Origin of the sequence: Heyndrickxia camelliae, assembly GCF_002844575.1 — a bacterium.
GTDB classification, from domain to species: domain Bacteria; phylum Bacillota; class Bacilli; order Bacillales; family Bacillaceae_C; genus Margalitia; species Margalitia camelliae.
In genome coordinates this window covers 231,456-256,534 of the sequence record NZ_PIQO01000004.1, presented here as the reverse complement: position 1 = coordinate 256,534, position 25,079 = coordinate 231,456, and the positions used below count along the sequence as shown (strand labels likewise).

The window sequence follows — 25,079 nt, the reverse complement described above, 5'->3', positions numbered from 1 at the left end:
TATTCGTGCGGTCTACAGGGGACGATATTCCAATTTTTTAGATGTAGAAATTCAGAGATTGATAATGGGGGTATTTGTATCGTGAAGTATACAATTGGTGTTGATTTCGGGACACAATCAGGTCGATCTGTACTGGTTGAAGTTGGTACAGGTAGAGAGGTTACTTCTGCTGTAAAAGAATATACGCATGGAGTCATGGATGAGTATTTGCCTGAGGGTAAAACAAAGCTGGAGCATGATTGGGCATTACAGCATCCTGCTGATTACCTTGAGGTTTTAGAGGTTACCATCCCGAAGGTTTTAAAGGACGCTAATGTTTCGCCAGACGATATAATCGGTTTGGGAATTGATTTTACCGCTTGTACGGTCCTGCCAATTGAGAAAACTGGTACACCATTATTCTTTAATCCAGAGTTTAGTGGTCAACCTCATAGTTACGTAAAACTTTGGAAACATCATGCTGCTCAAGATGAAGCAAACAGGTTAAATGAAATGGCTGAAAAACGTGGGGAAATGTTTTTAAAAAGATATGGAGGGAAAATTTCCTCTGAATGGATGATTCCAAAGCTATGGCAAATTCTTAATGAAGCTCCAGAAATATATGATGCTATGGACCAAATCGTTGAGGCTACTGATTGGGTGGTTTATCAACTGACAGGGAAGTTATATAGAAATAGCTGTACTGCAGGTTATAAAGCAATTTGGAATAAGCAAACAGGCTATCCTTCACGTGATTTTTTTAAAGCGCTTGATCCTAGGTTAGAGAATGTGGTGGAAGAAAAATTATCATCAGAAATTGTTTCGATTGGGGCGAAGGCTGGGGAAATAACAGAAAAGGCAGCAAAGTTAACCGGATTGAATCAGGAAACGGCCGTAGCTATTGGCAATGTTGATGCTCACGTTTCATTGCCTGCTGTTGGGATAACCGACCCTGGAAAATTATTAATGATTATGGGGACATCAACTTGTCATGTTTTACTTGGGAGTGAAGAGAAGCTTGTTCCTGGGATGTGCGGTGTAGTCGAGGATGGGATAATCCCTGGTTACATGGGATATGAGGCAGGGCAATCATGTGTTGGAGACCATTTTGAATGGTTTATTGAAAATTGTATTCCCGCAACTTATAACGAAGAAGCAAATCAGCGAGGTATAAATATTCATCAGCTATTAACTGAAAAAGCAGAGAAATTACGTGCTGGGGAAAGTGGACTTCTTGCTTTAGATTGGTGGAATGGAAATCGTTCAACACTTGTAGATGCTGACCTAACTGGAGTTCTGTTGGGTGCCACACTTCTCACAAAACCGGAGGAAATTTATCGGGCATTAATTGAAGCAACAGCATATGGCACAAGAAAAATTGTTGAGACGTTTCGAAATCACGGTGTGCCGATTGAAGAAGTATATGCTTGTGGCGGTATTGTGGATAAAAATTCATTCATAATGCAAATCTATTCCGATGTGTTAAACATGGATATTAAGATCTCTGCCTCCTCTCAAACTCCAGCTTTAGGAGCCGCAATGTTCGGTGCAGTAGCAGCTGGAAAAGAACGGGGCGGATACGATAGCATTACAGACGCGGCAAAAGAAATGGGGAAAGTAAAAGATTATATCTATCAACCTATTAAAAAAAATGCATGCGTATATGACCGGCTTTTTAAGGAGTATGCAAGGCTCTATGATTACTTTGGTCGCGGCGAAAACAATGTGATGAAAAAATTAAAAGAGATTAAAAAATATAGCTCCTTGCAAAGAACGGAGGAGTCCATATGCTAGAATCATTAAAGCAAGATGTTTTAGAAGCAAACTTACAACTTACCAAGCATAGATTAGTTACATTTACATGGGGGAACGTAAGTGGAATTGACCGTGAACATGATCTTGTTGTCATTAAACCAAGCGGTGTCCCGTATAAAGAATTAAAAATTAATGACCTTGTTGTAGTAGATTTAGAAGGGACAGTTGTGGAAGGAACACTTAGACCTTCCTCAGATACTCCTACACATTTAGCTTTATACCGTGCGTTTACTAACGTAGACGCAATTGTTCATACTCATTCACCTTGGGCTACTAGCTGGGCACAAGCTGGGCGGCCTATCCCTGCGCTTGGAACCACACATGCCGATTACTTTTATGGTGAAGTACCATGTACACGTCCACTTACAAAAGAAGAAATACACCGTGCTTATGAAGTCGAAACTGGTAATGTAATTATTGAAGCATTCGAAATCGGTGGTATTGATCCATTATCCATGCCCGGAGTTCTCGTATATGGTCATGCCCCGTTCTGTTGGGGAAAAGATGCAAATGAGGCCGTTCATAATGCCGTTGTTTTAGAAGAAATAGCAAAGATAGCATTGCATACACTTCAACTAAATCCGAAGATTGAGCCGATAGACCAATTTTTGTTAGATAAACATTATCTTCGTAAGCATGGCACTAACGCCTATTACGGACAAAATTAGATTCCTCACAAGAATGACTCATAATACCCGTGTTAACCGGAAACTCTTCTTTCTTTTAGTTTTTTCATTGTCTACCTATGATTCTCTCTGCATAGAGGATAAATCATAGAAACGATCAATTTTCTGTAATTGTATTTGACTCAAACATACATTTTCGAATAGCTATACTTATATCGTCAGATACAGACTGAGTAAATAAGAACTGATTATGGTGCTATTAAAGGAATCTTTGATTTTATTTTTATCCAGTTCTTAAAAAATGAAGCCAGTCGCTTCCTCCTATTTTACCAAGGAACAACTCCATCATCATCAAAAAAGCCACCAGTTGGACCATAACTATTTAATGTGGCGAGCTTCAGTACAATGGAAGCTGGTTGTTCAACTGAACGATAACCACTGTTACCCTTTAAATCGGTAGCTGTAAATTCAGGGCAAACGGAGTTGATATCAATAGGAGTATCGCTTAATTCTTTAGCAAAGAAACCGGTTAAAGCATTTACAGCTGTTTTGGAACTATTGTAGGCGAGTGATTTCACATTATAAAATTCTAACGTTGGGTCTGAATTCAAGGTTATGGAACCAAATCCGCTGGAATGATTAACAATAGTTATTACAATGTCTGGGAACCATTATAAAAGGGAATAAATATTGTGAAGGCTATTTTTTGATAATATACCATATTCTCATTTTAAAACCGGCTTGATTACCAGGAAACCAAAGAAACGGCTGCCTTCGTTTAAGAAGAGTAGATATTTTTTGAGCATGTTTTGATTTAATCTCAAAACATGCTTTTTTATTGGAACTCACTAAGTACTTAAAGTTGTTAATGAAAAACTCCTAAATTGACACTTTATACTTGCCACATTTCATTTGGGGTATCGACAGCAAACAGTGCCTCGATGCTACCTTTTTCGACTATTCGCCTCACGATCTTCATATTCGTTCTGGTTCGCGCTTTCGCAAGATCCATACTTTTTATTAAGAAATACCCTATTAAAATCATCAAAATTTTATCATTCTTACAGAACTTGGTTCGAATTCTCCATACAAAAAACATGCACACCTAAAAATCACTTTAATAAGGACATTAAAATTAACTGAAAATTGTAATTGTGAGTGCGCTTTCATGGCGATAATATAAAGATAAAGAAAAGAGGTGAATAGTGAGAATGACTATAATAAACGACTTAAATAAGCGACAAAACCAGATTATTGATATATTGCTAAATAATAGCGATTACGTTACTGCTTCTGATTTATCTGTTCAATTGTCAGTTTCTACTAAAACTATTTATCGGGATATCCAAAGAATTTCTAGATATTTAAAAAATTACACGCTCACTAAAAAGGAAAACCTCGGATACCTACTGACTAAACCAAATGCGGGCATTGAAGGAAAAGAACAAATCATTATTAACTGTACTAAAGAAAGACGCCTTAATTTATTACTTCATCTTTTGGCGATTTCACCTATGAAAACATCTATTCAAAAGTTATCAGAAAGATATTTTGTAAGTCAAAGTTCCATCATTAATGATTTTAAGTATATTGAGTCACATATAGAAGCATACAATCTTAGATTACTAAAACATAACAGCGGTACTTTTATTCATGGACACCAACTTTCAATAAATAGGTTATTATCCGTTATCGTACAAAGTTACTTAAAACAATCAGGAGATCCATTTAGCGAATATCACATACCAAAGTTTATTGAAGAAGTAAGAAATAATTATAAAAGACTATACGAAATTAAAATATTTCTCCATGATATTCAAGAGAAACATGAAATACTTCTAGACCAACAATTCTATTTAACTTTATTTTGTAGCTTACTCTCTATTATTGAGAAGCACCTAAATTATTCAAGCATACAGCACGAAGAATCGTTTGAATCTGTAAATAAACGATCTAAAACATATCAAGTTACGTATGATTTAGTAAAAAAAGTAGAGTCATTTTACTCCATTACATTAGAAAAATATGAATTCAAGAAGCTTTATTATATTTTAAAGGCTTATAATCTCAATTCTAGATTTCTGTTAGAGCAAGATACCGAAGAAATTATGAATGAAAAGGTAAGAATACTTTCAAAACAGTTAGTAAAAACAGTATCAGAAAAGATTGACTATAACCTCGAAGGAGAAGAATTATTAAAGGTTCAGTTAACCTTCCATCTTCACTCTATGGTATATCGCTTAAATCATAATATTTATATTGTAAATCCGATTTTAGAGTCTATTAAAACGAATTTTCGTAGTGCTTTTCAAATAGTTAAACAATGTGTATATGAAGTAAATGAAGATGGAAAATTTGTGAAAAATTTCACTGATGAGGAAATTGGGTATATTACACTATACTTTCAAATTTCAATAGAAGAAAGACTTTCAGAAAAAATTCCTGTTTTAATTGAGTGTACTAGTGGAATTGGAACGTCACATCTACTAAGTAAAAAAATAAAGAAAACCTTCCCAAACATTGAGGTGAAAAAAATCGTTGCGCAGCATCGAATCAATAAAAACGACTATGACGATATTGAACTTATCATCTCAACTGTAAAAATAAAAAGCATAATAGATAAACCTACAATTTTGGTTAGTCCCATTTTAAATGATGAAGATAAACAGAAAATAGATCAGTTTATTGGCAATTATTATAAGAGAAAAAGAGCAGAAGTATGTTGAAGGGAAGAACGTGAGAATGAATATACGATTAGAAGATTTAGAAATAAGTAAAGTCATAACAAAGGATTTAATCAATTTAAGCTTACAGGCCACTACAAAATTGGAAGTTATAGAGGAATTAACACATTTATTGTATAGGAATCATTGTATTGAGAGCGAGAAAGACTTCATTAAGGATGTATTGTATCGCGAGAGTCAAGGTATAACAGGACTTGAAAAAGGCATAGCCATTCCACATGGAAAATCAGAGAGTGTGATCAAGACCTCATTAGTTATTGGACGAACAAAACAGCCAATAGAATGGGAATCCTTAGATGGAAACCCTATCGACATTATTTTTCTATTTGCCGTTAAGTCTTCTGATACTACTACAGTCCATATTAAATTATTACAAAAGGTAGCCACTTTATTAGCAAATGATGAAGTTATTCAGAGCCTACAAAGTGTCAAAACAAAGCAAGAATTAATTAAACTATTATCTGAAAATTATGATTAGGAGGAAATGGTATGAATATCGTTGGAATTTCTGCCTGTACAGCTGGTATTGCGCATACGTATATCGCAAAAGAAAAATTAATCAAAGTGGGGCAAGAACTAGGACACACAGTGCGTATTGAAACACAAGGGACTATTGGAATTGAAAATGAATTAACAAAGGAAGAAATTGCTACTGCTGATTTAATCATTATTGCTGCAGATATTAAGGTAAGTGGAAAGGAGAGATTTCGAGGTAAAAGAATAGTTGAAATTCCAACAAATATCGCTATTAAAGCACCTAAACAATTATTTAAAAAAATCGAAGAAGAATTAAATAGTAGCAAATAAGGAGGAGCTGGTATGTTAAAAAAGCTGCAAATAAAAAAGCATGCATTAACTGCTATTTCGTATATGTTACCTCTAGTTGTTGCATCTGGTCTACTTATTGCAATCGGAAACTTAACAGGTGGAACAGTTATTGAGAATTATAAAGAGAGTTTCTCCATACCATCCGCACTTGTCTCCCTTGGAGTTCTAGGTATGGGATTATTGGCACCAGTCATTTCAGGTGCAATTGCTTACTCCATTGCTGACCGTCCTGGTATCGCACCTGGTTTATTAATGGGTTTGATTGCAAATGCAATAGGTGCAGGGTTTTTAGGAGGAATGTTAGGTGGTTTTATTGTAGGATATTTCGTCTCCCTTCTTAAAAATCATTTAAAAGTTCCAAAATGGGCAGAAGGTTTAATGCCTATGATGATTATTCCGCTTATTTCTAGTTTGATAGTAGGATTGTTAATGTTTTTTGTCTTAGGTGTTCCCATAGTTTGGGCAACGGAAAGATTGACCTCTTTCTTAACAAATATGCAAGGATCTATGAAATTCGTCTTTGGTGCAATTTTAGGTGGTATGGCTGCATTTGATTTTGGAGGGCCTGTAAATAAAGTAGCTTCATTATTTGCAGATGGTCTATTGCTAGAGGGAGTTTATGAACCAGAGGCTGTAAAAATACTAGCTTCAATGGTTCCTCCGTTCGGCGTAACAATTTCATGGATTTTGGCAAAATCATTTCGAAAGAAGAGATATACGAAGAAAGAAGAAGATAATATTAAGATTGCATTTCCAATGGGTATTTGTATGATTACTGAAGGTGTCATTCCAATCGCTGCCGTTGATTTACTTCGTGTCGTTGCCTCTTGTACAATCGGAGCGGCAGTTGGTGGAGGTTTATCTATGATGTGGGGAGTCGGCTCACCAGTTCCATCAGGAGGAATGTTTATTGTCCCAGCCATGAATCATCCATTGTTATTCACTTTAGCCTTATTTATTGGCTCTGTTGTCACAGGAATAATGCTATTTTTATGGAAAAAAGAGCCGGTTGAAAGTGATGTAGATAGTTATTCATTTGATGAAGAGGAAGAGGAAATGGATTTGTCCGGTATAAGAATTTCATAATTAAATAGACTGCATGGGGGATGTAAAATGTATGTTTCTATGAAAGGAATGCTTGAACGAGCAAATAAAAGTAAATATGCGGTGATGGCCATTAATTGTTTTAATCTAGAAACGGCTAAGGCTGTAATACAAGCGGCTCAAGAATTAAGAGCACCAATTATCATCGATTTATTACAAGATCATTTAAAGGAGCATTTGGGAAGTCATTTATTAACGAAATCAATCATTACAATGGCAAATGAATCGAGCGTAGAGGTTGCTATAAATTTAGATCATGGTCAAGATATTGGCTTTGTTAAGAGATGTTTACAAGATGGTTTCTCTAGTGTCATGATGGATGCCTCCGCTTATCCAATTGAAGAAAATATTAAAATAACTAGAAATATGGTGGAATTTGCTCAAACATACAACGCAAGTGTAGAGGCAGAGATAGGGAATATTGGAGCAGCAAGTAATATCATGACAAACGATAATATGTTTACGGACCCTGGACTTGCGACTGTTTTTGTAAAAAAAACTGGCGTAGATGCTTTAGCTATATCATATGGGTCAAGTCACGGGAACTATCCTGATGACTATGTACCTTCGTTTCGATTTGATATCTTAGAAAAAATAAAGTATGAAACAAACATTCCATTGGTATTGCATGGAGGATCTGGCTGCGGGGAAGAAAATATTAGAAAGTCTATTGAATTAGGCATTAATAAGATTAATGTTGGCTCTGATTTTATGAAAGCACAGGTGATGGATATTAAGCATCAGTTAGATATGGATCCAACAACTAATTATTTTGATTTGATACACAGTACAGTAGAAGCAGGTAAAGAAGTAGTTAAATATTATATCAATCTATCAAAATCAACTGGTAAATCTCTATAAAAAATTAAAGAAAGAAGTGTTTTTATAATGTTATTAACTATGAAGCAGCTATTGGAAGTAGCAAATGAAAACAAATTTGCAGTAGGAGCATTTAACGTCGCTGATAGTTCATTTTTAAGAGCAGTAGTTGAGGAAGCAGAAAGTTCTAATTCACCAGCTATAATAGCAATCCATCCATCTGAATTAGAATTTTTGACTGATGAATTTTTCTCGTATGTAAGGCACCGTGTGTATGAAAGTCATGTGCCATTTGTTATTCATCTAGATCACGGTGGTTCTATTGAGGATGTATTAAGAGCAATACGGTGTGGTTTTACTTCTGTAATGATTGACGGTTCGCTACTTCCATATGAAGAAAATGTGGAATTAACGAAGAAAGCGGCTGAAATTGCCCATGCGGTAGGGGTGTCGATAGAAGGCGAGTTAGGTACCATTGGAAGCACAGGAAACTCAGTTGAAGGTGGCGTTACGGAAGTTGTATATACAAACCCCGCGGAAGCAAAAGACTTTGTGGAGCGAACAGGTGTAGATTCATTAGCGATTGCAATCGGAACAGCACATGGGATATATCCAAAGAATATCAAACCACAATTACAAATGGATATTCTAGAAGAAATTAATAAGCTTGTAAGTATTCCATTAGTACTACACGGGGGTTCCTCTAACCCGGACAGTGAAGTAGCTCAGTCCATAACACTTGGAGTAAGTAAAATCAATATTTCTAGCGATATGAAATATGCTTATTTTGCAAAGGCCCGGGATATTCTTAGCACTACTGAGTATTGGGATCCAAATGTCATATATCCAGAATGCATTATGGCTGCACGTAAAGTGATTCACCAAAAAATGAATCTATTCCATTCAGTAGGTAAAGCAAAATTATATGAAAAAGCTCCAAGTAAACAAGAAGCCATGGTTACAACTAGTGGCTTATACAAGTGAAATTTTTGGTGAGACTGAACGGGTAATTTTATTATCCGTTCAGTACACTTTAAAAAGACTCACTTTATTTAGATGAACATGCGAAATATATATGTACAGTAACATTTTCATTTTTCCTGCAGATGTGATTGCTTCTTTATACCATTTTTATTTAACGCCGGTTCTGTTATATAGTGTAAAAAAGTTAATAGCCATACTATTCATATGTATGTCAAAACTCTTTTTTAGAACAGCAAGGTTATCCTATTTAGTAAAGAGGAATTTACAAAAGGAAGAAAAAGCAGCTAGCAAAATTTTTATCTTAAATGGGGTTTAAATTCTTTATTAATCAACTTTTTGAAGTCACAACTGTTGGAATCCGCATGTTTAAAGGTTAATTTTGCAAGTTTAAATGTGACCAAAAAAGGAGTATCCTTCCTTGATTGGAAACTAGAGATGAGTTACTCCCATGCATGTAAGGTAGCTATTGGAATGATACTAGACTGGTGATTCCATATTCTTATTTTTTGCAAAGTGGAGAAGTAGGTGATTTTCTCCCTCTGTTATTAAAGATACGTTTCATTAATAATATTTAAATCTCTCCCATCAACAATTCAACCGCTGGTACATCCGCCGGAGCCCATTTCAAGGAATCAAGATATTCTCTTTTAAGCCAAATAAGTGTAGAGTGCTCTTTTGGTGTAGGAGTTCCTTCTACAATACTGCATTTAATACCAATTAAGTTAATAATAAAGGTTTCGTATTCATGAAAGATATCATTATGTATTTCATGCGTTTCAATTTTACAGGTTAATTCTTCCTTAATTTCTCTAACCAGGGCAGTATAAATATCTTCCTCTTTCTCCACTTTACCACCTGGGAATTCCCACCTATTAGGATGATCCATTTTTGGTGAACGAAGTGCGCAGAGAATTTCCTTTTTATCATTTTCAATGATTGCAGCTACGACTTTGACAGTTTTTTTCATATTTCCTCCGACAATTCAAGTATGAAATATAGCATTTCCTTGTGTAATAGTATGCATATATTTCAATTACTAATACAAAATGAACTAATCCAACAAAAATAAGAAAAATTAAGTCATTAGGATGCAATTTGCTCAAAAATAGTATTTCTGTAGATATTTATGATTACATTTGAAAATAATTTAGGGTGCAAAGCAGAACGCTTGACCAATAAAACTGATTTGTTTACTATGAATTTCAAGGAGTGATGAAAATGACAACTTATTTAACACCATTTACATTTAATAACGGAGTTGAGCTACGCAACCGTGTTGTGATGGCACCGATGACCACGTATTCTGCAAATCCAGATGATACGGCATCGGAGGAAGAATTAGCGTATTATGAGGAGCGTTCCTATGGAGTAGGAGCCGTGATTACGGCATGTACATATGTAATTGCAAACGGAAAAGGATTCCCAGGACAATTCGCTGGGCATAAAGATGAATATATCGATAGTTTACGAAGTGTAGCACAAGCGATTCATAAAGGCGGTGCAAAAGCGATTTTACAAATTTATCACGGTGGACGCCAATCACCACGAGAACTTGTGCCAAATGGCGATGTTGTCAGTGCTAGTGAGACGATAGCAGCAGATGGAGGCAAGGCTCGCGAATTAACAATCGAAGAGATTCAAGAAGTTGTGAAAGCATTTGGTGAAACAACACGTCGTGCCATTGAAGCAGGCTATGATGGGGTTGAAATACATGGTGCTAATACATATTTATTACAGCAATTTTTCTCTGGTTTCACAAACAAACGTACAGATGAATACGGTGGTACACTAGAAAAGCGTATGCGTTTCCCATTAGAAGTAGTAGCAGAAGTGAATCGCGTAAAGCAACAATACGCAGATGATTCCTTTATCGTTGGCTATCGGTTCAGCCCAGAAGAGCCGGAGGAAGATGGAATTACGCTGGATGAAACGGTACAGCTTGTAGATCGTTTAGCAAATGAGTCACTGGATTATTTACATATTTCAGTCATGGATTTCCGTTCATTAGCAAGACGCTATGAAGGGGAGAAAGAAAATCGCATCAAAATTATTCATCGCGTGATTGATGGTCGCGTGCCACTTATTGGGGTAGGCTCCATTTATTCGAAAAAAGATGCATCAGAAGCGATGGAAACAGGTGCAGAACTAATAGCATTGGCGCGAGAATTATTAATTGAGCCGCATTGGGTAGAGAAAATTGCAGCAGGGGAAGAAGTCATTACCGAAATGGATATGACACGAGAAAATGTCATTCCTGGACCGATGATGCGTATGATGCAATCTAATCCTGGCTGGGTACCTGGCGTTAAATAATATACAATAAACGTTACATCCAATAAAGTATTGCACCCCGGAAGTTAGAGGAAAAGATCTAACTTCCGGGGTGTTTTTAAATGGTTAAATCTATTGACAATCTTATAATACTATTTAGTGACAAAAGAAAAGTAACTCTCCCTAAATGGAGGATTACTCCTTAAAGCATTGCGCTATTGGAACTGATTAATATTTGATAATGATTTTAATTTTTGACTCTTTATTAAATTTGTTACCATTATCATCCAACGAATTAGCTAGCTTTTTTGAGTTTCTTGAAATCCATAGGCATATCATCTCCGAATAATGATATTAGCCTTATCATAGAATGCTGGTTCGTAATCATCAAAAGCAACGTTCCCACGTCATAACTTAGAAACCTGCTCCGTAGACTTCGCCCCTTGTATCCGAACTGTAGCTCTCCTGACTAACACAAAATAGGACAGGAACGCCAAAATACTTGAACCGAAGATAGTGACTCCCATCGGTACACCTGTATAGGATCCAGCTATTCCAACAAGAGGAGCGGATAGGGATCCTAGTACAAATGGCAATAAGCCCAATAATGCAGATGCACTGCCAGCAATATGTCCTTGTGATTCAATGGCCAATGCAAATGAAGTCGTACCAATAATACTGATTGATAGGACAAAAAAGAAAATAGGGATAGCGACGGCCATTATCGGTGCTTTTAAAAGAAGGGCGATAAGCAAACATGCTCCAGCAACGTTAGAGATAGTTAACCCGATCTTTAAGAATGTCCGTTCTGATATCCTGTCTGTAAAGCGCCCCACGGACTGACTTCCAATAATTAATGCTAGGCCATTTACTCCAAATAATAGACTGAACTGTTGAGGAGTGACATGGTAAATATTTTGATAGACGAATGGAATACCAGATACATAGGCAAAAATTCCAGCAGTCGTAAATCCTTGTGTGAACGCGTATCCCATAAATTCACGATTCTTGAATAACGAGCCAAAATTGCCCAATAGCTGAGGCAAGTTACTTGGAACACGTTTTTCTGCTGGCAACGTTTCTTTTAGTTTCAATGAAACGATGAAGATTAAGGTCGCGCCGATACACGCCAAAACGACAAAGACCCCATTCCATTTTGTAAAAGAAAGGATAATCCCGCCGGCAACAGGTGCAACGATAGGGCCAAGGTTACCGACTAACACCATGAGAGTAAAGAACTTAGTTAATTCCTTACCGCTGAAAAGGTCTCTGACAACGGCTCTGGATACCACTAGACCGCCAGCTGCAGCAAAGCCTTGGATAAAACGAGATATAATAAGGAAATAAATATTGGGTGCAAACGAGCAAGTTAAAGAGGCTATTAAGTATAAACATAGAAAAAATAACAATGGTATTCGGCGGCCTTTCACATCGCTCAATGGACCAATAAATAATTGTCCTGCCCCAAGTCCTAATAAACAGGCCGTTAAACTAATTTGTACAAGTGAAGCGGTGGTATGAAAATCTTTTACAATAGTTGGAAAGGACGGCAAGTACGTATCTATTGTAAAAGGTCCTAAAAGTCCAAGTGATCCTAAAAGTACAGCAAGTTGTATTCGTTGTTTTCCACTAGGTGTTTTCAATTTTTCCTCGCCTTTCGATTATATATTTAGAATGAAACCTGTGTTAATGTCTTTGCCCAGTTATTTGATCAACACCCCCTATAAAATGTCAATATTTTATTTGTATTTCCTTTCGATTTCCGAAATTACATAATTTTCATTATAACTGCATTTCATTTAGGGGTAAACAGAAAAATTTACTTATGTGATTTTATTTAAAGCATACAAAAATTAGGGCGAACCATTTTTAAAATTAATTAAAAAATTGATGAACATATTTTAAATTCCATCATATACTGCCTACTGTGAGCAATTTTATAAATACGGGGGTAAGAAGAAAATGGAAGACATGAAGTTGAGAATATCAAGGACAAACGAAAGTAAAGACGGAAAAAACGGATACAAGATTATCGAGGTCAAAGTAACAGATCCTACGGAAAGTTTATTCTCAGTAGTTACTCCAATTAAAAAACAATAGGTAAGATATTAAACTATCTTTCAGGTAAGTATACATAGAAAGATAGTTTAAGGAAGAATGTATGTGGTTTTGATAATTATAGGAAAATTTAGCGCAGAGCTTTCATGATGTTTCTGCTGAATTAAGTTGCGCAAATCAGCCTAATTTCTACTAAACATGTAGGATGTCTTGGGCACTTTTATTGTGTGATTTATTATTTTACTAGAGAAACGTTTCTATCAGAAATTCTACTAAAGCAGAGTATATTGCTAGAACTAGACAAACACCAATCAAAAAGAGAAAAGGAACCCATCTTGTATGCTATAGGTAAAGGGATCTTCGATGAGCCACCGCACTACTTGCGGAATAGTTGCTGAACGCTGATGTAATAGCATCGGCGTTCTTTATATATATCTTTGTACATAATATATTATGCGAAAAATGAAAATACTAGTCTACACATTATAAACCTACTCGGTATTCATATGAGCTCTGTTCCTTAAAAATATTCTGTTCAAATTTTTCACACCATTTTCTTACTTCTTCTATATTGTTTGTCTCCAATACTTTCGTATCCCATAGAATACTTGGGGCATTTTTTCTGTTTTGGATTGGTTCACTAAAAAATAGATAATAAGGTTCTTTTTCCTTCGAATAATTGGTATTAGTAATTAATTCATCCCAATCGTTTTCCCATGTGTCGTTATATCTATCTTCTCTGCAAAATATTTGGCCAGGAATTAGAAAAGGATAGGTTTCTGCAAGTTCCCATAATTTTTCATCCGCATTATCAAACACTTCTTCGTCTTCTTTTTCCATTACGACATATGTGTAAATGTGATATTCCTTTAGTCGGGAATCTTCATTTCTCCTTCTCGAAGACCTTATAGCCAAGATAACCACAATAAGTACCGCTAAACCAATAATAAAATAAATCATTTTGTCACTCCTATCAAAAAAAGGATCTTATATATCTATTCGATATTTTCCTTATATTTCCTTCTGTTATGGACGAAAAACAATTGGGGAAATAATGACTCTCCATCCAACATGCAGGACTATTAATAAGTAAGGTGAAGGAGGCTGGGACACAACGCAGTGAAAATCAAAAAAAACGCATGAAATCAAATTTAAAAACCTTGATTTCATGCGTTTTTGCTTTCGTAGATTATAACCAATTCCAATGATTTTTTTACTTATGTCCCAGCCTCCATGTCTACATAAATGCATAATTATTAGTCAATCATTGTCTAGGAGGTATCATACAAAGATATGATTGAAGTAGTAGAGTGGTGGATTGGCCAAAATGAAGGGGACTCCTCACCAATGGATGAAAAAAATTAATAGCTTTTTGGTGATTTGTATTTATCATAAAGAACAATCCGATTTTGCGAAAAATGTTGGCATGCCAGGAGTGATTGCACATGGAATGCTCATTATGGGTTTTTAGGACAATATGTAGGAGAAGCTTGCTGGGGATGAAGCGCAAGTTTCCGACTTTCAAATGAGATTTGGAGCCATAACAAGACCAGGTGATACCCTTACTTGTTATGGAAATGTGAAACATGTGTATGAAAAAGATAACAAGCGTTTAGTAGAGTTTGATCTATTTGCTGAAAAGGCACCGGAAGAACTAGTAGGTTCTGGTACTGCCATACTCACATTTCATGGAATGAAAAAGGGAGGAAATTTATGGAGAATATAAAAGATCGTTATGCCATTGTAGGGGTAGGAGAAAATAGACGTTCCCGAAAATCAGGAACAACACCAATACATATGGCTTTGGACGCAGCATGAACTGCGCTGAAAGATGCAGGACTTGCTGCAAAGGATATAGAAGGATTTATGAGCTATAACGAAAATGATTCTATACGTCGCATGAACTGGCAACCTATCTTGGCGTTCGGCCAAAATATGTAAAAGATATACATGGCGAAGGAAGCAGCATGGAAAAGCTCATTGCAAATGCTATTGGTCAATGGAAGCAGGTCAAGTAAATACTGTTTTAATTTTCTGCTCCATGAACGAATCTTCTGGACAACGCGTAACTATGAATGTATCAGTCTATTACAATTATATCAATAGCGTACACTCTATTGATATATAATAAAACTAATTAACGGAATAATAACAGAAATGAGATGATACTGTATGATAATTACGAGAGTTGGAGAATTGTTGCATCAAACAGCGGCAGTTCCTTATATAAATTTCTGAAGTGCTAGGTTTTCCCAAACAAGATTTAGAAGAATTGAATTTATGAAGTTACAAATGTATTTTGAGCTATACAAAATGTATTATTATCTTAAGAAATACTTCAGAATTCAACCTCTATTTTTTTAAGAAATTTAATTTAAACTGACATGTGAAGGTATTTTTGACAATTGGGGGATTTTTCATGAGTAGAGAAACAATACTTGTAGTGGATGATGAAAAGGAGATTAGAGACCTCATAGCAATCTATTTAAAGAATGAAGGATACGAAGTATTACTTGCTAGTGATGGTGAAGAAGGTCTAGAAATTTTGAGAAATAATGAAGTACATTTAATTGTACTCGATATAATGATGCCTAAAATTGATGGTATTCATATGTGTATAAAAGTACGAGAAATAGCGGAAATGCCGATTATTATGCTTTCCGCAAAGACTCAAGATATGGATAAAATTATGGGATTAACAACTGGAGCAGACGACTATGTAACGAAACCTTTTAATCCACTAGAACTGATAGCGCGAATTAAATCGCAGCTCCGCAGGTATATGACGATGAGTGGTGGTTTTGTTCAAAAGGAAAACGAAATTGTAATTGAAGAGATGGTAATTAATGTAGCGACACATGAAGTAATGATTGGGGATCAGGAAGTAAAACTAACGCCAAGAGAGTTCTCCATTCTAGAACTTCTTGCCCGGAATCGTGGCATCGTATTTAGTGTGGATCAAATTTATGAAACAGTGTGGAAAGAACCGTCTTATCAATCAGACAATACAGTCATGGTGCATATTCGAAAAATCCGTGAAAAAGTTGAGGAAAACCCAAGAAAACCAAGATATATCAAAACGGTTTGGGGAGTGGGATATAAAATTGAAAAAGAAAATTAATCCCATTCATTTTATAAAACGCCTTATTGAAAAAATGATAATCAGAATAAGTCGGAGTATTAGAATTCAGTTAATTACCACCTTTATTGTTTGTGCATTATTGGCTTTTTTTGCATCAAGAATAGCAGCGCCAATATTTGAAAACATAAATAAAAAGGCAACGATTGATTATAGCCAGGATATGCAAAGTATTAATTGGCAAGCTAAAATTACAGCAGAAACAACCGTTAAAGAAAATACGATGGGAGCGATAAAAAAATTTATCAATGAACAAAATGAATTATTACTAGAAAATAGAACCGCTTTAAAAGTGCTTGTGACGGATGAAAGTGGAAAAGTATTGTATAAAACAAAACAAGCACAGGAAGTTCAGATCAATCTTCATGATACCATTAGTAATGTTATGTCCTTTGCTATAAACCAGCCGACGTATACAAGTGGGGACGAACCGGAATGGGAATCGCGCAAAGAGTTCATTGCGTTTTACCCACTTACAATTAAAGATAAGAACTTATACATGTTTGTAAGCGGAATTCCAGAAGGGAATGTAACTTATAGTACAAGAGAAGGCCCTTTTCCATTTTTAATCGGAATGCTTGTTTTCATATTTTCTTTTCTCATGATAACGAAGAGAAAGATGAAACAGATTGAAGCAATGGCACATGGTGTTAAAGAGATTGCAAAAGGAAACTTGGGTTTTCGTATTAAACAAAAAGGGCAAGATGAAATTGCCTCATTAACCGAACACATTAATAATATGGCGGAAGAACTAATGAACAAAATGGAAAAAGAACGGAGATTGGAGAAGCAAAAAAATGAATTGATTACAAATGTATCACATGATTTAAGAACACCATTGACCTCAATCATTGGTTATTTACGCTTGCTGCGTGATGGAAAATTTGAAAATAAAGAAAAAAGTAATGAATATATAAAAATTGCTTTTTCAAAATCGCAGCAATTGGAAAATTTAATCGAAGATTTGTTTGAGTATACAAAGCTTAGTGACGGAAATATGTCCTTAACTCAACAAGATGTCTGCATCAATAAACTCCTGGGCCAATTAATCGACGAGATTACACCGCAAGCAGAAAGCCATGGCTTGTCCATTGAGAAAAAATTTCCTGACGAACTTTTATATGCCTTTGTCGATTCAGAACAAACGGTACGACTGTTTGACAATTTATTAATGAATGCCATTAAATATAGCAAAGATAACGGAGATATTCAGGTTTTTCTTCAAAGACATGAGCATTATCTGGAAGTATCCATCGCAAACCAAAGCGATGAATTTACCAAAGAAGAGTTAGAAAACCTATTTGAACGTTTTTATAAAACAGATCATTCAAGAAGTAGAGTGGCTGAAGGTTCAGGACTTGGCCTTGCAATAGTAAAAAACATTGTAGAACTGCAAGGAGGAGAGATTAAGGCGGAATATGAAAATGGCGTTGTCCAATTTATTATTTGGTTGCCAATATCACCAGAACAATAATGCATCATCCAAAATAAAGGATGTTTTTTCAAGGACCCTTACATTTTAAGGGTTCTTTTTTTGCGCAAAAATATGGTCATTTCATTCATCTGTTAAGAAAACCTTAAGAAGTTTTTCCATTTTTTATTAAAGAACGCACTTTATACTTTGGAGTATCAAAAAATTTTAATAGGTAGAGAAAGGTGGAAATAAAAGATGAAAAAATGGTTATTTGCAACACTCGTCGTGATTATTATGGGGGTCGGCGTATTTTTCCTTATTGGAAAGGAAAATCGTGATAGATTCAATCCATTTATTAAAGAAAAGGACGTGTATGTACTTGTAAATAAAGAAGGAAAACCCGACCCTGATTTTGAGCATAGATATATGTTCCTATTAGATGGGGTAGATGAGTCAGAAAAGGTAGAAGAAATTAAAGTAACGTCTTCCGTTAAAAATTTCCCCAAAAATAGTTATTTGAAAGTACATGTAAAAGGTAAATATGTTTTTGAATACGAGATAGTAACAGAGAAGGATGTACCTGAAAAGGCAAGAGAAACGCTTAAGAACAGATAACTTATGGAGGTAGGAAATATGAAGAAATTTGTTGTTAATGTGAAAAATGTACAAAAAGTATATGGAAAAAAAGGCGAAAACCAATCACATGCATTAAAAGGATTATCCTTCTCCATTCAAGAAGGGGAATTTGTTGGCATTATGGGCCCATCCGGTTCTGGAAAAACAACATTACTAAATGTGATTTCAACACTAGATACAGCTACAAATGGCACAGTTGAAATTGACGGCAAGGATATTACGAAGATGAAACAAAGTGACCTGACTGACTTCCGATCTCAAAAGTTAGGGTTTATTTTTCAAGACTTCAACTTACTTGAAAATTTAACGATCTATGAAAATATTGCACTCCCACTCTCACTGCAAGGTGTCTCTTCAGGAAAGATTGGACCGAAAGTGGAAAAAGTAGCAGGGGGATTAGGGATTTCCGCGATTCTTGGTAAATATCCGTCAGAGGTTTCCGGAGGACAAAAGCAACGTACGGCAGCAGCACGTGCAATTGTCCATGAGCCAGCCATTATTTTAGCAGACGAGCCAACTGGGGCGCTTGATTCCAAAAACGCAACAAGCCTTTTACGGTCAATGGAGAACTTAAATGAAAAACAAGGTGTATCAATCTTAATGGTTACCCATGATGCGTTTAGTGCAAGTTATTGTCGGCGTATTTTATTTATTCGTGACGGGGGATTATACAAAGAAATTCATCGCAGTGGTACACGTGAAGCGTTTTATAAAGAAATTTTAGATGCACTTGCAGATATAGGTACTCAATCAGCGAGAGGAGGTTCATGATGTTATTTAAACTTTCCATATCAGGAGTAAAAAGTAAGTTAAAAGATTACATTGTTTTACTTGTTGGACTAGTTATGTCCATTGCCATTTTTTATATGTTTCAAACATTAGCTTTAAATAAAACATTCCTTGAAGCAAACACAACGATTAAGTCAATCGGCTATGTTTTTCAAACAGGGTCCGTTTTACTGGCTATCATAACATTTTTCTATATGTTTTATGCGAATTCTTTCATGATGTCTCTCCGGCGGAAAGAATTTGGAATGTATATAACATTAGGAGCGAAGAAAAATAAAATTATACTTCTAATGTTTATCGAAATAATCATTATCGGGGCAGCATCACTATTGATTGGGATTTTAGTCGGCTCCGGGCTTGCACAAGGGATTGGCAAGTTGCTTATGAAACAGCTGGATTTTACTGCGAATGGTTATCATGCAATATACATTCCATCGATGACCGTTACTTTTATCTTCTTCTGTTTGTTATTTATCCTATCCGCCATTATAAATAGTATTAAATTATCGCGAATTTCGATTCTGCAGCTTGTTCACGGAGATACTTACGCAGATTCTATCCTAATTAAAGGAAAAATGACTGGTATAGTTGCGCTTTTCTCCCTGATCTTGTTAGGTATTGGCTATGCATCCATGGTCTATTTGGAAAAGTTGAAATTACTTGGAATCATGATTGCCATGCTTTCAACAACAGCAGGTACGTATTTGTTTTTTGAAGCATTTTTGCCACTTTTTGTTAAAAAACTAAAAGCAAATAAAACATACAACGAAAAAGGTCTTAATGCCTTTACATTTGCACAATTAAATTTCAGAATCAACGGTTTAACCAAGGTGTTAGCCACAGTAGCCATGCTAATTGCACTTGGTGCAGGTGCTATTTCAGGTGGCTTGGCCTTTAAAAATAATGCGATGATCTCGGCAGATCGTTTCGAAATATATGATTCAGTAATTAATAACCCAACAACGGAGGAGATGAAAATCCTAGATGACATTCCATTTAAAGAAAAAGGGGAATATCGTTATAAAGTGGACGACCAATTCTTTTATTATGTTAAAGAAGATCTGAAGAAATATCCGCCATTAATTTATGTTAGAAGCGGTGAGGGAAATACCGCTAAACTTAAACGTGTTTCTAAAAATCTTCCTGTGGGATCTGTTTCAGCTTATAGTCATGAAAACAAACAAAATACTATAATTCCGGAGGATTGGCAAGATGCTTTAATAAATATGCAACCTATTTATATAGATGATTTTAACAAGCCAATAAAAATTGTAGACCTAAAAATGTATCATGAATTACAAGGCAAAGCAGGGGTTATTTTTACTGGTAGAACAGATGATTTTATTGCATATACAAAAGAGTGGAAGAAGCTAGATAAGTTGCAGTTGGTAAAATATAAGGATATTAAAGCGGATGGTATACTAAGTAAATATAAAATCTATCATGAATTTTACACTGTCTCAAGTGGAGCCGTATTTATGGGTTTCTTTTTAGGGTTTGCATTCTTAGCGATGATGGCAAGTTGTTTAATGTTTAAAATCCTATCTGGGGCAACATCAGATATTACCCGGTATCAAATGCTTCGTAAAATCGGAGTCCGTCGTGAAATACTAACGAAGTCCATCTATAAAGAGTTATTCTTCGTATTTTTAATTCCAGCAATCCTAGGCATGACTCATGTATTAATAGGAATGAACATTTTTGGATTTATCTTAATCGATCCTTATTATCACATCTGTCTGCCAATTGTTATTTTTTTCACCGTTTACACGGCTTATTATCTTATTACAGTTCATTTATATAAAGGAATTGTTATGCCGAAAAAAATATAAATTTTGTAAATTAATTTTGGCACATTATTGTAGAAACTATAAAGCCGCATTTCTCCATTTAAACATGGAGAAATGCGGCTTTTTTAATATAGAATTTCGATACTTCTATTCCATTGAAGGGGTATATAATGGCTTTAAAGAATACCCATAATTTATGATAAAATATGGATGAGATTGTAAAGAATTGAAATGAAACTATTCATGGTGGTTACTTTGATTTACAATCATTATGGAACACAAAACTGATTTTGACTGTTCGAAAAAATTTTTAAATGGGAGGGGAGTCTAATGGATTCTAGAACATACGAAAACAATAACTTAAAAATAATTTGCCCCGATGATTGTGGAAATGCCCCCAAAAAACAGCATCTTAAGGAATTAACCATTGCTTTTGCTAAAAACGATTTACTGTCTATTAATGATAATATTACCGATGATTTTCAATGGAATATAATCGGAAAAAAACGTATTCACGGGAAGGAGAATTTTGTCGAAACATTAAAACAAATGCATCATAACAAAGTAACGGAACTGCACATAACCAACATAATTACTCACGGCTATGATGGCTCTGTAAACGGTACCTTTATATTAGAAAATAAGAAGAACTATGGATTTTGTAACGTATACAAATTTTTTAGTTCGCGTAATCATTCAAAAATAAAAGAATGTACTTCTTATATCATTGAATTATCAAATTCTAAAAAGGAATTGTTCTAAACTATCATGAATTATACTTTAAATGATATATATGGAAAGGAGTATGTATGATGGAAAAGGTAACACCATTTTTAATGTTTCAAGATGGCAACGCAGAAGAAGCGGTGAATTTTTATACCTCCATCATAGAGGATTCTCAAATTACAAGCATTGTTAGATATGGGGCAAACGAAGCTGGTCCAGAAGGCACCGTGATGCAGGCTACTTTTACCTTAAAAGGGCAAGAATTTATGTGTATTGATAGTTATGTAAAACATCCGTTCTCTTTCACCCCATCTTTCTCCATCTTTATTACCTGTAATACGGAAGAAGAATTGAGCAATCTTTATGAGAACCTCCTTGAAGGTGGACAAGCTCTTATGCCTTTGGACGATTATGGTTTCAGTAAAAAGTTTGGATGGGTAAATGACCGATTCGGAGTTTCGTGGCAAATAAATCTCCCTTAATAATCATCTTCGGTACCAATGATGAAAAACAATAGGTGCCCCCAAATCGACAGGTGCACCTTTATGTCTACTAAATCATCAAACTGTATGCCTTTTAATATTTGCCGAGCAAAGAAGATAATACTTCATTTGTTCCATTCAATAATATCAATCAATTCTAAAGTGTTACGTATTCATTTCGCAATCCTTCCTGAATTTGGTTCCATTGCTGTTCATCTTTAGAATGAATATCCCAACTTTTTCGTCAATCTATTTGCGGTTGTTTCCCCCTTTTTAATAATTCATTTGTTTAGACGTGATCCGTATGTGCTGCCAATGTTGTTCCATGACGGACATGGGGGTTTGGTTGCAAGACATGCCATCTATGACACCGAAAATTCCAGAATTCGGTCCCGAACATGTGAACCAACTTCCTTTTACAGGAACTGGAGGTCCTTCAAATGTTTCCTTTATCATCGTTTTAACCGAGTTTCTTAATGATTCACTCTCCAAAAAATTAAATATCCACTGACTGGCTAATTCTTATTTCGCACAGATAATACATTTTCTTTTACTATATGTACGAGACAATTAAAAAGCAATTGCGTAGCGTTTACATTAATTTTGGTATGAAATTGTTTTGTGTGCTGCAATGCAGGCCCAAAATACTATATTAGAAATTACATTCAAGCGTTGTTTTGTTATGAGGACGAAATAAGTATCTTGTGCGGTAATGGATAAAGATCCTTAATGGGAATCTATGTTTCTAACACGCTTTATGGTGTTAGCTTGATTCATCTAGTAGTTAAATGGGCATAAAGTACAAAACAGCAAAGTAAGATTCTTTATTTGCTATTGAAGAAGTATTTATTATGGCGTTAAAATTTTCGGAAATCTCTAATTGAGTCTATTTTCATATGCAAAAATGCTAAACATCTGTTAAAATCAAAAAGTCAACTAAATAAAAATCCGCAAAACGCGGTAGAGGTTCTAGCTACCCTCTTTAAAAAACTAAGGAAAACAGGACTGCTTTCGTTAGTAGTCCTGTTTTTCTGTACAAGGGAGAGTTTAAGATGAAGAAAAAAGAAAAAGCGGTTGTTGTCTTTAGCGGCGGCCAGGATAGTACCACTTGTTTATTTTGGGCGAAGGAACGATTTGAAGAAGTCGTTGCTGTAACCTTCGATTATAATCAGAGGCACAAGTTAGAAATTGAATGCGCCAAAAATATTGCAAATCAGCTTGGTGTCAAACACCATATTTTAGATATGTCCTTATTAAATCAATTAGCTCCGAATGCTTTAACCAGAGACGATATCCAGGTAAAAGATGGGGAGAACGGAAGTCTGCCATCCACCTTTGTTCCTGGAAGAAATCTGTTGTTTATGTCCTTTGCAGGTGTATTAGCTAGTCAAGTGGGGGCTAAACATATTGTAACTGGAGTCTGTGAAACTGATTTTAGCGGATATCCCGATTGCCGAGATATTTTTGTGAAGTCTTTGAATGTTACTTTAAATCTTTCGATGGATCAGGATTTTGTAATTCATACCCCGCTAATGTGGTTGGATAAATGTGAAACTTGGAAACTAGCAGATGAACTTGATGCTTTTGATTTTGTCCGTGAAAATACTTTAACATGCTATAACGGGATAATCGCGGATGGGTGTGGAGAGTGCCCAGCTTGTAAATTAAGAAAACATGGTCTTGAAGAATATTTGAAAATCAGAAAATAGTGAGTTAGGAGATGACCGATATGATACAACAATTTTACCCGCAACCAGCTCCACATCCATATCGTTTTGAATTAAATAAAGATATGAACTTCTCGACTGCTCATTTTATCCCAAATGAGAAAGCAGGGAAGTGTTCCTTTACTCATGGGCACACTTATTTTGTCAATCTAACCATTGCAGGGGATGACCTCGATGAAATGGGGATGCTGGTTAATTTTAGTGATTTAAAGAAATTAGTGCACGGAAGATATGATCATAAGCTATTAAATGATTTTCCTGAATTTGAAAAGTTGCCTCCATCTACAGAGGCCGTGGCGCAAACCATTTACGAATTGGTTGCCAATTATTTAGATACTTTACCGAATCTACCAAAATGTATCCAGGTGTTGGTTCGAGAAACACCAACGTCTTATGTTATCTATAGACCCAGAAACGAAGGGAACGACCGACATGAGTAAGATCCCTGTTATAGAGATATTTGGTCCTACGATACAAGGAGAGGGCATGGTAATAGGAAGAAAAACCATGTTCGTTCGGACGGCAGGCTGTGATTATCGTTGTGCATGGTGCGATTCGGCTTTTACATGGGATGGATCGGAAAAAGATAATATTAGATTACTAACTCCATCCGAAGTTTTTCAGGAGTTGAAACTACTAGGCAGTCACAATTTTAATCATGTAACGATAAGTGGAGGAAATCCTGCATTGATTGGGAAACCGATGATGGAATTGATTAAGATTTTCCATGAACATGATATAAGAGTTGGCTTAGAAACACAAGGAAGCCGCTGGCAGGAATGGTTTACCTTAGTCGATGATTTAACCATCAGCCCGAAGCCTCCTAGCAGCGGGATGAAGACCGACTTTGATGTATTAGATAGAATAATAGAAAATTTAGATGAAAATAGAATGAGCCTAAAGGTAGTTGTCTTTAATGATGAGGATTTTGACTACTCCAGAATGGTTCATAAACGGTATCCTTCCATAGATTTTTATGTATCTGTAGGGAATAAGGATCCTTATGAGACAGGTGATATATCTTCACGATTATTAAATTCTCTAGATTGGTTATGGAGCAAAGTAATCGAAGATCCCGAAATGAATAATGTACGTGCTTTGCCGCAACTACATGCATTAGTTTGGGCAAATAAGCGAGGTGTATAATT

Annotated in this window: 27 protein-coding genes and 1 riboswitch; of the genes, 23 read left to right on the top strand and 4 right to left on the bottom strand. The window is 35.5% G+C overall.

All coding sequences use genetic code 11. The annotated features are described in order from the left end of the window. Nucleotides 1–81: 81 nt before the first annotated feature. Together araB and araD are read left to right on the top strand one after the other, a co-directional pair. Nucleotides 82–1,773, top strand: a complete 1,692-nt coding sequence (gene araB, locus CWO92_RS08375; protein WP_207767788.1) for a ribulokinase — start codon at nucleotides 82–84, stop codon at nucleotides 1,771–1,773. Continuing rightward, nucleotides 1,767–2,462, top strand: coding sequence for an L-ribulose-5-phosphate 4-epimerase (gene araD, locus CWO92_RS08370; protein ID WP_101353759.1), 696 nt, complete (start codon nucleotides 1,767–1,769; stop codon nucleotides 2,460–2,462). The genes araB and araD overlap by 7 nt, the downstream gene beginning before the upstream one ends. Before the next feature lie 284 nt (nucleotides 2,463–2,746). Here the strand turns inward: araD and CWO92_RS08365 are convergent, their stop codons facing one another. After that, on the bottom strand, nucleotides 2,747–3,031 hold the full coding sequence (locus tag CWO92_RS08365) for an SDR family NAD(P)-dependent oxidoreductase (protein WP_235851580.1): 285 nt from the start codon (nucleotides 3,029–3,031) through the stop codon (nucleotides 2,747–2,749). A gap of 600 nt (nucleotides 3,032–3,631) precedes the next feature. Between CWO92_RS08365 and CWO92_RS08355 the strand changes: the two genes are divergently transcribed. The 6 genes from CWO92_RS08355 to CWO92_RS08330 are packed head-to-tail and all read left to right on the top strand — an operon-like array spanning nucleotide 3,632 to nucleotide 8,899. Then, nucleotides 3,632–5,146 (top strand): BglG family transcription antiterminator, encoded by a 1,515-nt coding sequence (locus CWO92_RS08355; protein WP_101353757.1) that lies wholly within the window; start codon nucleotides 3,632–3,634, stop codon nucleotides 5,144–5,146. A 16-nt stretch (nucleotides 5,147–5,162) separates the two neighbouring features. Next, nucleotides 5,163–5,642 carry a PTS sugar transporter subunit IIA gene (locus tag CWO92_RS08350; protein ID WP_437177524.1) on the top strand — a complete coding sequence of 160 codons (480 nt, stop codon included), beginning with the start codon at nucleotides 5,163–5,165 and terminating at the stop codon, nucleotides 5,640–5,642. Between the two features lie 11 nt (nucleotides 5,643–5,653). Then, nucleotides 5,654–5,971 (top strand): PTS fructose transporter subunit IIB, encoded by a 318-nt coding sequence (locus tag CWO92_RS08345; RefSeq protein WP_101353756.1) that lies wholly within the window; start codon nucleotides 5,654–5,656, stop codon nucleotides 5,969–5,971. Nucleotides 5,972–5,983: 12 nt separating this feature from the next. Further along, a complete protein-coding gene (locus CWO92_RS08340) occupies nucleotides 5,984–7,078 on the top strand; it encodes a PTS fructose transporter subunit IIC (protein ID WP_101353755.1) in 1,095 nt (364 codons plus the stop codon). Nucleotides 7,079–7,105: 27 nt separating this feature from the next. Beyond that, nucleotides 7,106–7,957, top strand: a complete 852-nt coding sequence (locus CWO92_RS08335; RefSeq protein WP_101353754.1) for a class II fructose-bisphosphate aldolase — start codon at nucleotides 7,106–7,108, stop codon at nucleotides 7,955–7,957. 27 nt (nucleotides 7,958–7,984) lie between these two features. Further along, on the top strand, nucleotides 7,985–8,899 hold the full coding sequence (locus tag CWO92_RS08330; protein ID WP_101353753.1) for a ketose-bisphosphate aldolase: 915 nt from the start codon (nucleotides 7,985–7,987) through the stop codon (nucleotides 8,897–8,899). Between the two features lie 571 nt (nucleotides 8,900–9,470). Here the strand turns inward: CWO92_RS08330 and CWO92_RS08325 are convergent. Then, a complete protein-coding gene (locus CWO92_RS08325) occupies nucleotides 9,471–9,866 on the bottom strand; it encodes a (deoxy)nucleoside triphosphate pyrophosphohydrolase (protein WP_101353752.1) in 396 nt (131 codons plus the stop codon). Nucleotides 9,867–10,117: 251 nt separating this feature from the next. Between CWO92_RS08325 and CWO92_RS08320 the strand changes: the two genes are divergently transcribed. Continuing rightward, nucleotides 10,118–11,212, top strand: a complete 1,095-nt coding sequence (locus CWO92_RS08320) for an NADH-dependent flavin oxidoreductase (RefSeq protein WP_101353751.1) — start codon at nucleotides 10,118–10,120, stop codon at nucleotides 11,210–11,212. A 365-nt stretch (nucleotides 11,213–11,577) separates the two neighbouring features. Here the strand turns inward: CWO92_RS08320 and CWO92_RS08315 are convergent, their stop codons facing one another. Beyond that, the gene (locus CWO92_RS08315; RefSeq protein WP_101353750.1) at nucleotides 11,578–12,813 is read right to left on the bottom strand and encodes a multidrug effflux MFS transporter; all 1,236 of its coding nucleotides are present in this window, start codon (nucleotides 12,811–12,813) and stop codon (nucleotides 11,578–11,580) included. Between the two features lie 319 nt (nucleotides 12,814–13,132). On the opposite strand from CWO92_RS08315, the gene CWO92_RS25325 reads away from it, so the two are divergent. Next, the gene (locus CWO92_RS25325; RefSeq protein ID WP_165786642.1) at nucleotides 13,133–13,270 is read left to right on the top strand and encodes a hypothetical protein; all 138 of its coding nucleotides are present in this window, start codon (nucleotides 13,133–13,135) and stop codon (nucleotides 13,268–13,270) included. A 441-nt stretch (nucleotides 13,271–13,711) separates the two neighbouring features. Here the strand turns inward: CWO92_RS25325 and CWO92_RS08310 are convergent, their stop codons facing one another. Next, a complete protein-coding gene (locus tag CWO92_RS08310) occupies nucleotides 13,712–14,188 on the bottom strand; it encodes a hypothetical protein (RefSeq protein WP_101353749.1) in 477 nt (158 codons plus the stop codon). Nucleotides 14,189–14,555: 367 nt separating this feature from the next. Between CWO92_RS08310 and CWO92_RS25320 the strand changes: the two genes are divergently transcribed. The 13 genes from CWO92_RS25320 to queE all read left to right on the top strand — a co-directional run bounded on the left by CWO92_RS25320 (nucleotide 14,556) and on the right by queE (nucleotide 25,077). Then, nucleotides 14,556–14,699: a hypothetical protein gene (locus CWO92_RS25320; RefSeq protein ID WP_165786641.1), complete on the top strand. Its 144-nt coding sequence runs from the start codon at nucleotides 14,556–14,558 to the stop codon at nucleotides 14,697–14,699. Nucleotides 14,700–14,753: 54 nt separating this feature from the next. Next, on the top strand, nucleotides 14,754–14,954 hold the full coding sequence (locus CWO92_RS08305; protein ID WP_101353748.1) for a hotdog family protein: 201 nt from the start codon (nucleotides 14,754–14,756) through the stop codon (nucleotides 14,952–14,954). A gap of 693 nt (nucleotides 14,955–15,647) precedes the next feature. Beyond that, complete coding sequence (locus CWO92_RS08295; protein ID WP_101353747.1) at nucleotides 15,648–16,349, top strand: response regulator transcription factor; 702 nt, start codon at nucleotides 15,648–15,650, stop codon at nucleotides 16,347–16,349. After that, nucleotides 16,333–17,841, top strand: coding sequence for a HAMP domain-containing sensor histidine kinase (locus CWO92_RS08290; protein WP_101353746.1), 1,509 nt, complete (start codon nucleotides 16,333–16,335; stop codon nucleotides 17,839–17,841). The genes CWO92_RS08295 and CWO92_RS08290 overlap by 17 nt, the downstream gene beginning before the upstream one ends. Before the next feature lie 195 nt (nucleotides 17,842–18,036). Next, complete coding sequence (locus CWO92_RS08285; RefSeq protein ID WP_101353745.1) at nucleotides 18,037–18,396, top strand: YxeA family protein; 360 nt, start codon at nucleotides 18,037–18,039, stop codon at nucleotides 18,394–18,396. Between the two features lie 18 nt (nucleotides 18,397–18,414). Further along, a complete protein-coding gene (locus CWO92_RS08280; RefSeq protein WP_101353744.1) occupies nucleotides 18,415–19,188 on the top strand; it encodes an ABC transporter ATP-binding protein in 774 nt (257 codons plus the stop codon). Beyond that, nucleotides 19,188–21,038 (top strand): ABC transporter permease, encoded by a 1,851-nt coding sequence (locus CWO92_RS08275; RefSeq protein WP_101353743.1) that lies wholly within the window; start codon nucleotides 19,188–19,190, stop codon nucleotides 21,036–21,038. Before CWO92_RS08280 ends, CWO92_RS08275 begins: the two co-directional genes overlap by 1 nt. A 288-nt stretch (nucleotides 21,039–21,326) precedes the next feature. Next, complete coding sequence (locus CWO92_RS08270) at nucleotides 21,327–21,758, top strand: DNA-binding protein (protein ID WP_101353742.1); 432 nt, start codon at nucleotides 21,327–21,329, stop codon at nucleotides 21,756–21,758. A 50-nt stretch (nucleotides 21,759–21,808) separates the two neighbouring features. Next, a complete protein-coding gene (locus tag CWO92_RS08265) occupies nucleotides 21,809–22,204 on the top strand; it encodes a VOC family protein (RefSeq protein WP_101353741.1) in 396 nt (131 codons plus the stop codon). Nucleotides 22,205–22,550: 346 nt separating this feature from the next. Beyond that, entirely contained in the window at nucleotides 22,551–22,715 is a 165-nt protein-coding gene (locus tag CWO92_RS25315) for a hypothetical protein (RefSeq protein ID WP_165786639.1), read from the top strand. Between the two features lie 446 nt (nucleotides 22,716–23,161). Further along, a riboswitch (PreQ1 riboswitch) is annotated at nucleotides 23,162–23,204 on the top strand. A gap of 52 nt (nucleotides 23,205–23,256) precedes the next feature. Next, nucleotides 23,257–23,913 (top strand): 7-cyano-7-deazaguanine synthase QueC, encoded by a 657-nt coding sequence (gene queC / locus CWO92_RS08260; RefSeq protein WP_101353740.1) that lies wholly within the window; start codon nucleotides 23,257–23,259, stop codon nucleotides 23,911–23,913. A 20-nt stretch (nucleotides 23,914–23,933) separates the two neighbouring features. Next, on the top strand, nucleotides 23,934–24,371 hold the full coding sequence (queD, locus tag CWO92_RS08255; RefSeq protein WP_101353739.1) for a 6-carboxytetrahydropterin synthase QueD: 438 nt from the start codon (nucleotides 23,934–23,936) through the stop codon (nucleotides 24,369–24,371). After that, nucleotides 24,364–25,077 carry a 7-carboxy-7-deazaguanine synthase QueE gene (gene queE / locus CWO92_RS08250; protein WP_101353738.1) on the top strand — a complete coding sequence of 238 codons (714 nt, stop codon included), beginning with the start codon at nucleotides 24,364–24,366 and terminating at the stop codon, nucleotides 25,075–25,077. The genes queD and queE overlap by 8 nt, the downstream gene beginning before the upstream one ends. Nucleotides 25,078–25,079: the final 2 nt, after the last annotated feature.